The following is a 14,075-nucleotide window of genomic DNA, read 5'->3' on the forward strand; positions in this document are numbered from 1 at the left end:
ACGGTCTTTGTGTTGCAATAATCAGATGTATACCCGCTGCACGAGCCATCTGTGCTAAACGGCAAATTGCATCTTCTACTTCACCAGGTGCTACCATCATAAGATCTGCAAGCTCATCTACAATAATAACAATCTGAGGCATCTTCTGGAATTTTTCATCATTAAAGTCTTTTACCTTTTCGATTTTCGTGTTATAACCCTTAATATCTCTTACACCTAACTCCGCAAAACGGTTATAACGATCTGTCATCTCCATAACAGCCCAGTTAAGAGCCGCAGATGCTTTCTTAGGATCAGTTACAACTGGAATTAGTAGATGTGGAATTCCATTGTAAACGCTAAGTTCTACAACTTTAGGGTCAACCATAATCAACTTAACATCATCTGGATGTGCTTTGTATAAAATACTCATAACAATTGTATTAATACATACGGATTTACCCGAACCAGTTGCACCTGCGATAAGTAGATGAGGCATCTTCGCAATATCCGTAACTACTACTTGTCCACCGATATCTTTACCAACTGCAAACGCCAAACTGCTTCCATGCTCTGTGAATGATTTTCCTTCGATTAGCTCACGAAACATTACTGCTGAATTTTCTTTATTCGGTACTTCGATACCAACAGCCGCTTTCCCTGGTATCGGTGCTTCTATACGAATATCTGCCGCTGCTAGATTCAACTTAATATCATCTGCTAAGTTCGTTATCTTACTTACCTTCACACCTTGCTCTGGTTGTAACTCATAACGAGTAACTGCCGGTCCGCAACTCACATTTGTAATCGTTACGCCTACACCAAAACTCTGCAACGTCTGTTGTAATTTCATAGCTGTTTCTTTCAATTCCGAATCCGAAGCACCTTTTGATACTTGTTTCGGTTTTGACAGCAATTCAATTGGTGGAAATTCGTAGATAATTGGTTCTTCTATAATCTCAATTATCGGTTCTACAATTGTAGTATCTACTGTTTTTTCCTGTTTAATCGTCTCTTCTTGATAATTCGAACTAAAGAACGCTTCCTCTACTTCTTCATTCTCAAGAGCTTTCAAATCCACACGGAAATCTTCAAAGTCATCTTCTGAGGAATCAAATTGCTGTGAATCAAACTGTTGTGATTCGAAATCCGAGGACTCATATTGTTGCTCCTCAAATTGATTTTCGAATGCAACATCTTTTCCTCCAAAATTAAGCTCCGATAAATCGTCTTTAAAATCGTCGTCCAAATCAGTCTCTGTTGTGTCAAATCCTATCTCATTATATGACTGCTGTTGTTCTGTCGCTTCTACGTCTTCCTTCAAATAACTATCACTATAATTGTTATCAGCCGCACTATCGATACCTGTATCTATAACTTGAGCTTTTACTACGTTGTTTTCCTCTTCTACTTCTGTCGTATGCTGTACTTTTGTAGCATCTACACCAGTAGAACTCCCATCAAAACTCTCATTCATAATTTGTTGTGCAAGTTTTTTAATATCATAATCCTTATTTTGACTAAACTTACGTTTCATCTCTTCTTTATAGACTGGCTTATCATCATAACTTGCATCAGAAGTCTTATCTCCTCTATAGATTGGTATAGAATCAAAATCAAATGGTTTTATTTCTTCAAGAGGTGTTGTTTGCACTACTTCTGGAACATTATCCTCTACTGCATCACCTTGATTTTGTACATGCGCTTCTGCCTTATTATGTCCAACTTCAGGAAATGTAAATGTCTTTGCCTTTTTCTTGCGTTCGCCCTTCACGCTCTTTCTAGCATTCTGTGGCACATCCTGCTCTGCTTGTCTACTACTTTGTCTTATCGGTTTACGTTCTGGTTCTTCATAAACTTCTTCGTCCTCGTAATCTTCATCATATTCTTCTGAATAGTATGTTTCCTCACGAGCCCTCTTCGCTTCTTCTCTTCTTACTTTCATCTCTTTTAATTTCTCTGCACTTCTCTTACCAAGACTAGCAAACAAAAGACGTTCCGTAATAAACATAGCTAATAGTGTCATAATTGCAAGCATAATTACAAGTGTGCCCGCAAATCCGAATAACGGATACATAACATAATAGATAATACCGCCAATCAGTCCTCCACCGTTCTTATTCGCTGCAGAACCTGTATAGTAATCAAATACTTTCCATTCTGCGTTATAGCTCACTGTCACTAATTGAATAAAGGCGGCTACCATACATATCAAACATATGCTACTAACAAGTTTTATCGTTGCTGCGTAATTCCCTTTATTCGATATGTAAAACGCAATTCCAAAAAACAGAAGATATGGTAGTATATATGCTAAGAAACCAATCATTCCAAATGTAAATTTATTGATAAACGCACCAACACTACCGCTCAAATTAAAATTACTTAGTATCAATATCACTGCTATAACAAGTGTAACTACTATTGTAATCTCATCCTTGTAACGTCCCAGCCCATAGTTATTACTTTGATGGCTGCTATTCTTTCTTGTATTTCCCTTTTTACGCCCAGAAGATGCACTTGTACTTCTACTAGTAGATGGTTTTCTACTTTGTGCCTTCTTAGTAGACGATGCAGGCTTTCTTTGAGTTGCCGCCATTCATATTCCTCCTTACATTGCCAAATTCCCAATAGCTATTCAAACCCTTGTCCTCAAGCTACATTTATATAGCATATAACAATCCCTATCAGCAAGTAGGGCTATAAGCATAAAAATTGATTCTATGTATGATAAGATTATACGTTTTCTTATCCTACATTAGAACCAATTTCAATTATACCTTTTCTATTTATGATAAGCAAGGGGCAATCTACTTTTCTTTCTTCTGCCCCTCTTCTATTAACGCATAGATTTTCTCTATCGCATCGTGAATTCCACCCACTGCATCAACAATTCCTTCGTCAACAGCTTGGCTACCAACCAAGATAGTTCCAAGGTCTTTTGACAACATTGTTGTGTCAAACATCATTGCTTCAATTCTCTCTTTCGTCGCATTGCTATGATTTGCAATAAATCCAACAATACGATCTTGCATAATCTTAAAATAGTCAAACGTTTGTCTTGAGCCGATTACCGTTCCACTCATGCGAACAGGGTGAATAATAACCGTACCTGTTGGTACGATAAATGAATAGTCCGTTGCTACTGCTAATGGTACTCCAATCGAATGGCTATCTCCAATTATCAATGACACTGTTGGTTTACTTAACGATGCAATCATCTCCGCTATGGCAAGCCCCGATTCAACAGCTCCACCTATCGTATTCACAATGATTAAAACCCCTTCGATATCATCACTATCTTCAAGAACTGCCAATTGAGGAAGAATATGCTCATACTTTGTTGTCTTCGTTTGTTGTGGCAAACATTCATGCCCTTCAATTTCACCAATAATCGTCAACAGATGTAGTTTATGATCCTTCATATTCTTATCAAGTGTTACTTGACCAAACTCTAAAACTTTGTCATTTTGGAGCTTCTCTGTTTCTTTCGCTGTCTTTTCATCAACATCAATCTTTCCTTGACTGTCATTATTTGATTTATTCTCTGCATTTTCACCAATTCTATCACATAAATTTTTTGTTTGCATATTGATTTTACCTCACTTTTTCACAATTACCTATTTTCGTGTAGTATGTGAAGTTATCATCAATTCTATTCATTTTTTATCCTATTCAATTTTAGACAACTGTTTGATTAATATCGTTGCAAGCGTACCAATTACAATTCCTGTTGCAATTCCTGTTAGTGCTAAAATCGGTAATATGTAAATCAAATTAACCGTATCAATTACAATAATAGCAACAAATATCTGCCCTACATTATGCATTACTGCCCCAGACAAACTCACTCCAATTGCACTAAACTTCTCAGTTCTTTTTAATATTGCCATAATGAGCAAACTGCAAACCGCACCTGCCAGGCTATATAGTAGACTATATAAATTCCCAAAAGTAAATGCAACCAAGACCATTCGTAGAATCGACAATACGATTGCTTCTTTCATCCCAAACACATACATTGCATAGATAATTACAATATTAGCAAGCCCAACTTTCATACCCGGAACAATCATCGGAAACGGAATAAGCACTTCGATATAACTTAACAAAAATGCTAGTGCAATTAACAATCCCATTTGACTCAACTTTTTATTCTTCATACTTATTTTCTTTCACCCCTATTCTCTTACAGCCTTCCCTCTATCTAGCAATCGTATCCAACTCATTTTTCGTCTTTCCTTCAATTTCAACAACAACTTCATTCGGCAAACACACAATCGTTTCTTTATCTTTCTTAATCTTCTTATGTTTCACACAATAATGGTCCGGGCAACTTGCTTCTGCTACAGATACATAACCATCTTTGACAATGACTTTATTCGTTCCACCATTTTTCCCTGTAACAACAATTTCAGTATCAATATTCAACGGAAGGCGTTCCATTACTTCACCCTCAACTTTAACTACCGCAATCTCTCCTGCCTTGCTCGTATATTGGAAGACTACTAAAAACACCCCAATTACTACAAGCAAACAAGCAATTAATACAAAATCATTCTTCTTCAAATTCTTCTCCCCTTTATTTAAATTTATCCTCTTGCGAAACTCTCAATATATTTGATTGCTTCTTGATTAACCTACGATTGAAAATTTATTTGACATGCTGTCTCGATTTATTTAGAATAGTAATTGCTATGCATCACTATTATTTATCCTAGAAAGGACTCCTTATGCCAAAACATAATTTCAAGAAAAATGTTTTATCCATAGCAATCCCACTATTATTAATCATTCTATGTATTTTATACTTTACATTTAATAATAAACGTAATACATCTGTAAGCAAATCTGCTCTAAAATTAAATACATATATTACTGTAACTCTATACGGCACTGATAATACACAGATACTTGATGAGGTATTCGCTTTATGCGATTATTATGAACAGTTATTCAGCAAAACGATACAAACAAGTGATGTATATCAATTTAATCATCGCACCACACAAGGGCTTAAAGTGAATGAATCAACTGCCGAATTAGTAATGTATGGTCTATCCTATTCTACACTAAGTAACGGTGCTTTTGATATTGCGATAGGAAGATTGACCGACCTCTGGGATTTTACTGCTAAGAATCCAGTTTTACCAAACGAAACTACCCTAAGCAATGCACGTCTTCATGTTGGATACCAATCATTATCCATCGCAGACTCTTATCTCTATAGCACAGACGATGGATTAGAGATTGATCTTGGCGGAATTGCCAAGGGGTATATTGCTGATAGAATGAAAGATTTTCTCATTAGTAAAGGCATAACCAGCGGAATGATAAATCTTGGTGGCAATGTACTTTGTATTGGTTCAAAACCAGATGGTTCTCCCTTCAAAGTTGGAGTTCAAAAGCCATTTTCCGAACAAGGCGAGACCTTGTTAGCAATTGATGTCGTCGACTACTCCGTTGTATCTTCTGGCACATATGAACGTTACTTTAATTTAAATGATATGATATATCATCATATACTTAACCCTTTGACAGGTTATCCTTACAACAACGGTTTAACAGCAGTTACAATATTATCAAAGCAATCCGTTGATGGCGATGGTCTTAGCACTACCTGCTTCTCACTTGGATTAGAGGAAGGTATGAAATTAATCAATTCCCTTGATGAAACATATGCTATCTTTGTTACCGATAATGGCCAAATCTATTATTCCGATGGCTTACAAGACCACTTTCCTATAACGAAACCTTAAATTATTATATTTATTTTATCCTATATAATTTATATTGTAAATAGTCCGACTATTGTTACTGCGAACGTTTTGCAAGAACAGCAACCGACTGTTAGCACAAATCCCCTCCTCGTGGAATATGTTATAATAAGACATTATAACAAGAACACGAGGAGGATTTTTATGTCGTGGTTGCTCTCTACTGTTTTTCGTATCTTTCTTGTTTTATCAATTACTTTTACGTTCTTTTTAATTACAATCGCATTCACCATTATTGTCTTACATGTTCTTCAAACGCTTGATAAAGAAACCGATAACAAAGAAAAAGACAACTTACCCAAGTAATTTCTTCGATAAATTGTCTTCTCAATGCTATATATAAATTTTATATTATCAAGTATTCATTTAGATTTGCGCGAAAGCTTGCTCCAAATCTTTAATAATATCTACGATGTCTTCAATTCCTACTGACATACGAATTAACTCAGGCTGTACTCCTGCTTGTACTAATTGTTCATCAGAAAGTTGACGATGTGTTGTACTTGCTGGATGAAGTACGCTTGTACGTGCATCTGCTACGTGCACTACGATTGCTGCAAGCTTCAATTTCTCCATTACATTTGCAGCCGCTTCTCTTCCATCTTTCATACCAAACGATACAACTCCACAGATTCCATTTGGTAAATATTTTTCAGCTAAATCATGATATCGATTGCTCTCAAGTCCTGGATAGTTAACCCAAGATACTTTCTCGTTAGATTCTAACCATTTTGCAACAGCCAATGCATTCTCACAATGACGTTGCACACGTAGATGAAGCGTCTCTAATCCAACATTTAATAAGAATGCATTAAGTGGTGATGGAGTCGCTCCCATATCTCTCATTAACTGAACTCTTGCTTTTGTTATATACGCCATCTTCCCGCAATCTTTTGCATAAATCATACCATGATACGATTCATCTGGTGTAGATAATCCAGGGAATTTCTCTGTATTCCAATCGAAATTACCACTATCAACTATAACACCACCAAGTGCAATTGCGTGTCCATCCATATATTTTGAAGTTGAATGAATAACGATATCTGCACCATGTTCAATCGGTCTACAATTAATTGGTGTTGCAAATGTATTATCAATAATAAGAGGCACTCCATTTTGATGCGCAAGTGTTGCCATCTTTTCAATATCACATACAACTAATGTAGGATTTGATACAGTTTCAGTAAAGATACATTTTGTATTCTCACGAACAGCTTTTTGTAATTCTTCGAGTGATGCATTGGGGTCAACAAATGTAACATCAATTCCAAGTTTCTTCAATGTAACACCAATTAGGTTTGTTGAGCCTCCATAAATAGCAATCGAAGAAACAACATGATCACCTGCTCCACAGATATTAAGTATAGCAAATGTAGTTGCTGCTTGTCCCGTTGAAGTACATAACGCGCCAACACCACCTTCAAGTATTGCTATTTTTTTCTCAACCGCATCAACAGTTGGATTTGCAAGTCTCGAATAGAAGAAACCTTCTTCTTCCAAGTCGAACAACTTACCTACTTGTTCGCTTGAATCATATTTATATGTGGTAGACTGATAGATTGGTAAAACCCTTGGTTCTCCATTCTTTGGTTCATACCCAGCTTGAATACAATTTGTATAAATACTATAATCGTTCATCTTATCACCTTTCATGTCATAAATTAAGTGAACGGCTTTACTTTTTAACGTAATGCATTGTTAAATTCACTGAATCTATTTTATATCGTATATTACTGTTTTGTCAATGAGAAAAGACAGTTATCGACGGTTATCCTTTTCACTCGTCTGCTTTAGTCAATCATCTGTCAGAACATACAGATTAATTTTTACCTGTCGAACCAATTCCGCCTCGATCTTTACCTGTCAACACACTTACTTCATCAAAAGCCAATTGGGGTTGGTGTTTTTCTATACGAAACTGACAGATTCTATCATTCTTACATATTTTTGTTTCACGTAATGCAATTGCCGGCATATACCACCAGTCATTTGGTCCACAATATGATTCGTCTACTAAGCCCATATGATTTGATTGAATAATTCCAAAATTCTTATAAGTACTACTTCTTGGTATGATATGCGCTTCATATCCTTCTGGTAATTGCATCGCAACACCTAATGGAATCAAACGAAATTCTCCTTCTTTTAATTCCACATCTTCGGCTGCACGAAGATCAATCCAATCTGATTTTCCATCAATATATTCTAATCTATTAATCGTATCATCTAAATACTGTATCTTTATCGTTTCCATCTCTCTTCTATCCCTTTCACAATCTTTTTATCCAAATTTCCTACTAACGCAATACTACATAAACTCTCATCTAATATATCTCTTGCAAGCAAGTTCACACTATCCTTTGTAATAGCATTCACACGTCCGATTACCTCTTCAAGCGTACTTATGCAACCATATCTCATAACATGCTTTGCATTACTATTCATACGATTCTTTGTGTTCTCACTAGCAATTGTAAGATTAACGCAAATCTGTTTCTTTGTTTCCTCTACGTCCTTCTCAGAAAATCCTTCATTCTTTACTTCTTCAACAATTTTGAATATCTCATCATAAATCATTAACGCAGGTTCTGGATTTGTTGCCGCATAGATATGAAACAATCCTGTTGTTGCAAAGCTACTTTCATAAGAATATATCGAATATGTTAATCCCATATCCTCTCGTATTCTTTGAAACAACATACAATTTGCGTTCTCTCCAAGTATCGAGTTCATAACTGTTAACTCATATCTTCTCTCATCCAGATTGTTAATAGACGGAAATGCAATATTTATATGCATTTGCTCAATATCCATCTCGTCTTTATATAGACATTTCTTATATATTGGCGTTGTCAATTCTTGACGTAGTGCTGTAGAAGGTATTGTTCCAAAGCACATTTCTAACTGCTTTAATACTGCATACTCTGTATAATTTCCTGCAATCGAAATAATCATATTGTCTGCCGTATAATACAAATCTCTAAATTCAATTAATTGTTCCCTTGTAAATGTACGAACAACGTCCTTTTCACCAGAAATCAGATATCCAAGAGGATGATTATTCCAAATCTCTCTTTGTAACATTTCATGGCACATATCTTCTGCCGAATCATCATACATATCAATTTCTTCAAGTACAACGCCTTTTTCTTTTTCGAGTTCATCTACGTTAAACATAGAATTCTGAATCATATCACTAATCATATCTATTGCAAGTGGTAGATATTCATCTATCGTTGTAGCATAGAAATTAGTACATTCTTTACTCGTATACGCATTTACATTACCACCAATCATTGATGTAATATCTGCCAATTGTTTTGCCGTTCTTGTTTTAGTTCCTTTAAAAAACATATGCTCCAACATATGAGCAATTCCATTATTCATGGCATTCTCATATGCCGAACCTACTTTTACCCACACACCAAATGACACACTTTTTAGATATGGCATTCTCTCTAATACAACAGTTAATCCATTGGACAGCCTAGTTGTGGTTATCATGAAACCTTCCCCTTTCTTTCCCCTCTTATATGTCGAACTATACGACTGCACTCAGTGCTACTCTATATCATACAAAAGAGTATCTCATAAGCAAAACACTTACGAGATACTCTTCCCATGTCAACCTAGAGATTATTTCTTCTAGAAATCAATTCTTATTGAACATCTTTCATACTAAAGCTAATTCTACCCATCTTATCTTTTCCAAGGCAAACAACTTTAACTACATCACCAAGTGTAAGAACATCTTCAACATTATTAATTCTTTCTTTTGAAATCTTAGAGATATGAACCATACCTTCTTTACCTGGTGCAAATTCTAAGAATGCTCCAAATTCTTTGATGCTAATTACTTTACCTTCAAAGATTTGTCCTTCTTGAAAATCTGTAACAATTGTTTGAATAATACGAATTGCTTCGTTCATTCCATCAGCGTCTGTACCACATACAGAAACCGCACCTTCATCAGAGATATCAATCTTAACACCTGTTTGTTCAATGATTGCATTGATTGTCTTACCTCTTTGACCAACTACATCACCAATCTTAGTTGGATCAATCTTAATTTGAACAATTTTAGGAGCTAACTTACCAACTTCTGTTCTTGGTTCTGCGATACATGGAATCATAACATCATTTAAGATTTGCATTCTTGCTTCTTTTGTTGTTGCAATCGCTTCTTCAATGATTGATTTTGTAAGACCATGAATCTTAATATCCATCTGAATTGCAGTAATACCATCACGAGTACCCGCTACTTTAAAGTCCATATCTCCGAAGAAATCTTCAAGACCTTGAATATCTGTTAATACGATATAATCTTCATCAGAATCACCAGTTACTAAACCACAAGAAATACCTGCAACAGGTTTTGTAATTGGTACACCAGCTGCCATTAATGACATTGTTGATGCACAAATAGATGCTTGTGATGTAGAACCATTTGATTCAAATGTTTCAGAAACAGTTCTAATTGCATAAGGGAATACGGATGGGTCTGGTAATACTGGAACTAATGCACGTTCTGCTAATGCACCGTGACCGATTTCACGACGTCCTGGTCCTCTTGAAGGTTTTGTTTCACCAACAGAGTATGATGGGAAGTTATAATGATGCATATATCTCTTAGAAGTTTCTGCTTCATCTAAGCCATCAATTCTTTGCGCTTCTGAAAGAGGAGCTAATGTTGTAATTGTACAGATTTGAGTTTGTCCTCTTGTAAACATTGCCGAACCATGAACTCTAGGAATAATATCAACTTCTGCAGCTAATTTACGGATTTGAGTAATCTCTCTACCATCTGGACGTTTGTGATCTTTAAGAATCATCTTACGAACAGTTTTCTTTTCATATTGATAAATAGCTTCGCCAAGTACAGCTAACCATTCTTCTTTTTCTGCAAATGCTTCTTCTAATTTTTTAGTAATCTTCTTGATGTTTTCTTCTCTATCTTGTTTTACATCTGTGAATACGGCTTCTTCCATCTCTTCTGAAGGAACAATTTCTTTCATTGCTTCAAATAACTCTGCAGGAACTGCACAGCTTTCATAGCCATGTTTTTCTTTTCCACATTCTGCAACGATTGTATCGATGAATTCAATTACTTTTTGGTTTACTTCATGTGCTGCAAAGATAGCTTGTAACATCTTATCTTCAGGAACTTCATTCGCACCAGCTTCAATCATGATAACTTTTTCTTTTGTTGATGCAACTGTTAACTGCATATCTGATTTTGCTTTTTGCTCTGCATTTGGATTGAATACAAATTCGCCATCAATTAACCCTACTTGTGTTGTTGCACAAGGGCCATCAAAAGGAATATCTGAAATTGCTACACAAATTGCAGAGCCTAACATTGCTGTAAGTTCTGGACTGCAATCTGGATCAACAGACATAACTAAGTTGTTAAGTGATACGTCATTTCTATAATCTTTAGGGAATAATGGACGCATTGGTCTATCAATAACACGAGATGTTAAGATTGCATTCTCCGATGCTCTTCCTTCTCTTTTATTAAAACCACCTGGGATTTTTCCAACTGAATATAATGTCTCTTCGTATTCTACACTAAGTGGAAAGAAATCGATTCCTTCTCTTGGCTTGTCAGATGCTGTTGCTGTAGATAATACAACAGTTTCTCCATAATGCATAAGTGCAGCTCCGTTTGCTTGTGCTGCTACTCTGTCAACTTCAACTGTTAACGTTCTACCAGCAAGTTCCATTGAAAAACTTTTGAACATATGTTATCTCCTTTTTATTCTTAGATTTTCTCTAAGACATTTCATTTTATTTGCTGGAGATGCCGAAACAACTGAAAAACACATTACATCTATGTTAATGTACTTTCCAGAAGTCTCGGGTAACATCTCCAAATTCCTTTCTATTATAACACTTACCAAAGATTAATGCTACTTCTTTTTTATTATTGCCATTATGAATAAAATACAAGCAAAAAGCCATATTACAAATACATCTCTGCATTCATAATATGGCTTCTCACCGTTTGTTTGTTTGTCGTGTATATAATTGAAAAAAATTTACGTTGTTATTACTTTCTTAAACCTAAACGTTCGATAAGGTTACGGTAACCTTCGATATCGTTTTTCTTTAAGTATTCAAGAAGACCTCTTCTTGAACCTACCATTTTTAATAGACCTCTTCTTGAGTGGTGATCTTTTTTGTTGATCTTTAAATGCTCAGTTAACTCGTTAATTCTAACTGTTAATAATGCGATTTGCACTTCAGGTGATCCAGTATCTTGTGGATTTCTACCATAAGCTGCGATAACTTCTTGTTTCTTTTCTTTGCTAATCATCTTAAATTCCTCCTATTTTTAAATCGCCGAATACTAAGCTATAGGTCGGAGTGTCCCATATCCTGGTATTGGCTAAAATCATACTTTCCAAGTATATCATAAGTATAACCACGTGTCAATTAATTTATAACATCTGTTTATTATTATTTAAATGCTAAAATTTATACCGTATTTTCTTTATTATGTTCACTTACAATTGCCTCTTGTACGTCTGATGGCGCTTGTTCATAACGTGCGAACTCATAACTATAGTCTCCCATTCCCCCTGTCATAGAACGCAAATCCGTTGAGTAACCTAATAGTTCCGACATTGGAATATCTGCTAAGATTTCTTGCTTTCCATTGTCACAAGGATTCATTCCCATAACACGACCACGTCTCTTATTCAAATCGCCCATAATATCACCAGTAAAGCGATCTGGTACAATAACGCTTAAAGAAACAATTGGTTCAAGTAGTACAGGACTCGCTGTTTCAAACATCTTTTTAAACGCTTGGATTGCTGCCATCTTGAATGCCATCTCAGAAGAATCCACTGGATGGTAAGAACCATCTACTAATGTTGCTTTCACTCCAACTACAGGATATCCAGCCAAAGGTCCTTTTAATACACTCTCTGCAATTCCTTTTTCAACTGCTGGGAAGAAATTTTTCGGTACTGCACCTCCAAACACTTTCTCCGCAAATACATAAGGTACACTCAAATCACCTAGTGGCTCAAATTCCATATGCACATCACCATATTGACCATGACCACCAGATTGCTTCTTGTATTTCCCTTGTACTTTTGCAGGTTTCCGAATTGTTTCCTGATAAGAAACTTTCGGTTTTGATAATTCTAGTTCTACTTTATATCGATTCAATATCTTGCTCACAACAACTTCTAGCTGTTGCTCACCAATACCATAGATTAATGTCTGTCTATTCTCACTATCATTTTTTATAGCAAGAGTTAAGTCTTCCTCTAGCATCTTCGTAAGTGCTTGTGATACTTTATCTTCATCACCTTTATTCTTAGTTGAATAACGGAAATATGTATATGGTTTTGCAACATTAGGTTTATCGTAAACAATCGGTGCTTCCTTCGTTGTTAGCGTATCTTTTGTTGCTGTAACCGTAAGTTTACTGATAGCTCCGATATCACCTGCACGAAGTTCCTTCACCTCAAATTGTTCCTTACCTCTTAGAACATATAACTTTGTAACTTTCTCTTCTGCTTCTTTATTTGGATTCCATACTGCCATATCCGCCTTCAATACTCCACTATGTACTTTAACAAGTGAAAGTCTACCTACAAACGGATCAGCAATTGTTTTAAACACATTTGCAGTCATTGGCTTATCTTCTTCAAATCGCACTTCTACCACTTCATTTGTTTTCCTATTAAGCCCAAGTGCAACTGTCTTATCTGGCGATGGGAAATACTTCTCAATCGCTTGTAATAACATTGTTGTTCCTTGACAGTTTAGTCCTGATCCCATTAAAACAGGGACAACACTACCGTTTACAACGTTTTCTCTTAATGCAATCGAAATCTCTTCCTGCGGAAATTCTTCTCCTGCAAAATATCTTTCCATTCTATCTTCACTTGTCTCTGCAACAGCTTCTAACAAAGACTCACGGCAAGTTGTAAGATTTGGCATAGAGTAATCTGGTATCTCGCACTCTTCATACTCACTTAATGTTGTAAACTTTCTACCCTTCATCTTAACAACATTAACAAAACCAACAAACTTCTCATCTTGTCTAATCGGAAGATGGAAAGGTGCAATCTTCTTACCATATAAGTCTGTTAATTGTTCTACAACTTGACGATAACTTGCATTGTCATCATCCATATCTGTAACAAAAAACATACGAGGAAGATTATATTGTTCGCATAACTCCCAAGCTCGAATCGTTCCAACTTCCACTCCTGCTTTCGCAGATATCACAATAACTGCTGCATCTGCTGCTGCCATTGCCTCCTGCGCTTCGCCTACAAAATCAAAATATCC

At 35.8% G+C, this 14,075-nt stretch carries 12 protein-coding genes; 2 read left to right on the top strand and 10 right to left on the bottom strand.

Features of this window, described 5'->3' with window-relative positions:
- The 4 genes from RMR19_RS17085 to RMR19_RS17100 form a co-directional block, all read right to left on the bottom strand.
- Positions 1-2,578, bottom strand: a 2,578-nt coding sequence (locus RMR19_RS17085) for an FtsK/SpoIIIE family DNA translocase (protein WP_310604713.1), incomplete at its 3' end; no start/stop codon positions are given.
- Positions 2,579-2,789: 211 nt separating this feature from the next.
- Positions 2,790-3,542 (bottom strand): ClpP family protease, encoded by a 753-nt coding sequence (locus RMR19_RS17090; protein WP_442871551.1) that lies wholly within the window; start codon positions 3,540-3,542, stop codon positions 2,790-2,792.
- A 108-nt stretch (positions 3,543-3,650) separates the two neighbouring features.
- A complete protein-coding gene (locus RMR19_RS17095; protein ID WP_310604715.1) occupies positions 3,651-4,142 on the bottom strand; it encodes a Gx transporter family protein in 492 nt (163 codons plus the stop codon).
- Positions 4,143-4,182: 40 nt separating this feature from the next.
- A complete protein-coding gene (locus RMR19_RS17100) occupies positions 4,183-4,548 on the bottom strand; it encodes a NusG domain II-containing protein (protein ID WP_310604716.1) in 366 nt (121 codons plus the stop codon).
- A 164-nt stretch (positions 4,549-4,712) separates the two neighbouring features.
- Here RMR19_RS17100 and RMR19_RS17105 point away from each other — a divergent pair, with 164 nt between their 5' ends.
- Both RMR19_RS17105 and RMR19_RS17110 read left to right on the top strand, forming a co-directional pair.
- Positions 4,713-5,738 (top strand): FAD:protein FMN transferase, encoded by a 1,026-nt coding sequence (locus RMR19_RS17105; protein WP_310604717.1) that lies wholly within the window; start codon positions 4,713-4,715, stop codon positions 5,736-5,738.
- A 162-nt stretch (positions 5,739-5,900) separates the two neighbouring features.
- Positions 5,901-6,062, top strand: a complete 162-nt coding sequence (locus RMR19_RS17110) for a hypothetical protein (protein WP_310604718.1) — start codon at positions 5,901-5,903, stop codon at positions 6,060-6,062.
- 60 nt (positions 6,063-6,122) lie between these two features.
- On the opposite strand, the gene RMR19_RS17115 is transcribed toward RMR19_RS17110, so the two are convergent.
- The 6 genes from RMR19_RS17115 to RMR19_RS17140 form a co-directional block, all read right to left on the bottom strand.
- Positions 6,123-7,412 (bottom strand): O-acetylhomoserine aminocarboxypropyltransferase/cysteine synthase family protein, encoded by a 1,290-nt coding sequence (locus tag RMR19_RS17115; protein ID WP_310604719.1) that lies wholly within the window; start codon positions 7,410-7,412, stop codon positions 6,123-6,125.
- A gap of 166 nt (positions 7,413-7,578) precedes the next feature.
- Positions 7,579-8,013 (bottom strand): dUTP diphosphatase, encoded by a 435-nt coding sequence (locus RMR19_RS17120; RefSeq protein WP_310604720.1) that lies wholly within the window; start codon positions 8,011-8,013, stop codon positions 7,579-7,581.
- Entirely contained in the window at positions 8,001-9,263 is a 1,263-nt protein-coding gene (locus RMR19_RS17125) for a M16 family metallopeptidase (RefSeq protein ID WP_310604721.1), read from the bottom strand. Before RMR19_RS17125 ends, RMR19_RS17120 begins: the two co-directional genes overlap by 13 nt.
- A 155-nt stretch (positions 9,264-9,418) precedes the next feature.
- A complete protein-coding gene (locus RMR19_RS17130) occupies positions 9,419-11,503 on the bottom strand; it encodes a polyribonucleotide nucleotidyltransferase (RefSeq protein WP_310604722.1) in 2,085 nt (694 codons plus the stop codon).
- Between the two features lie 308 nt (positions 11,504-11,811).
- Positions 11,812-12,078: a 30S ribosomal protein S15 gene (rpsO, locus tag RMR19_RS17135; RefSeq protein WP_310604723.1), complete on the bottom strand. Its 267-nt coding sequence runs from the start codon at positions 12,076-12,078 to the stop codon at positions 11,812-11,814.
- Between the two features lie 161 nt (positions 12,079-12,239).
- Positions 12,240-14,075 (bottom strand): elongation factor G (locus RMR19_RS17140; protein WP_310604724.1); only part of this gene is annotated, 1,836 nt, incomplete at its 5' end.

It is taken from the genome of Anaerosporobacter sp., from assembly GCF_031551385.1.
Classification (GTDB): Bacteria; Bacillota; Clostridia; order Lachnospirales; family Lachnospiraceae; genus Anaerosporobacter.

Coding starts and splice junctions, on each gene's coding strand:
- RMR19_RS17095 (WP_310604715.1), bottom strand. CDS start 4,142: ATGAAGAATAAAAAGTTGAGTCAAATGGGATTGTTAATTGCACTAGCA.
- RMR19_RS17130 (WP_310604722.1), bottom strand. CDS start 11,503: ATGTTCAAAAGTTTTTCAATGGAACTTGCTGGTAGAACGTTAACAGTT.
- RMR19_RS17125 (WP_310604721.1), bottom strand. CDS start 9,263: ATGATAACCACAACTAGGCTGTCCAATGGATTAACTGTTGTATTAGAG.
- RMR19_RS17115 (WP_310604719.1), bottom strand. CDS start 7,412: ATGAAAGGTGATAAGATGAACGATTATAGTATTTATACAAATTGTATT.
- rpsO (WP_310604723.1), bottom strand. CDS start 12,078: ATGATTAGCAAAGAAAAGAAACAAGAAGTTATCGCAGCTTATGGTAGA.
- RMR19_RS17105 (WP_310604717.1), top strand. CDS start 4,713: ATGCCAAAACATAATTTCAAGAAAAATGTTTTATCCATAGCAATCCCA.
- RMR19_RS17110 (WP_310604718.1), top strand. CDS start 5,901: ATGTCGTGGTTGCTCTCTACTGTTTTTCGTATCTTTCTTGTTTTATCA.
- RMR19_RS17120 (WP_310604720.1), bottom strand. CDS start 8,013: ATGGAAACGATAAAGATACAGTATTTAGATGATACGATTAATAGATTA.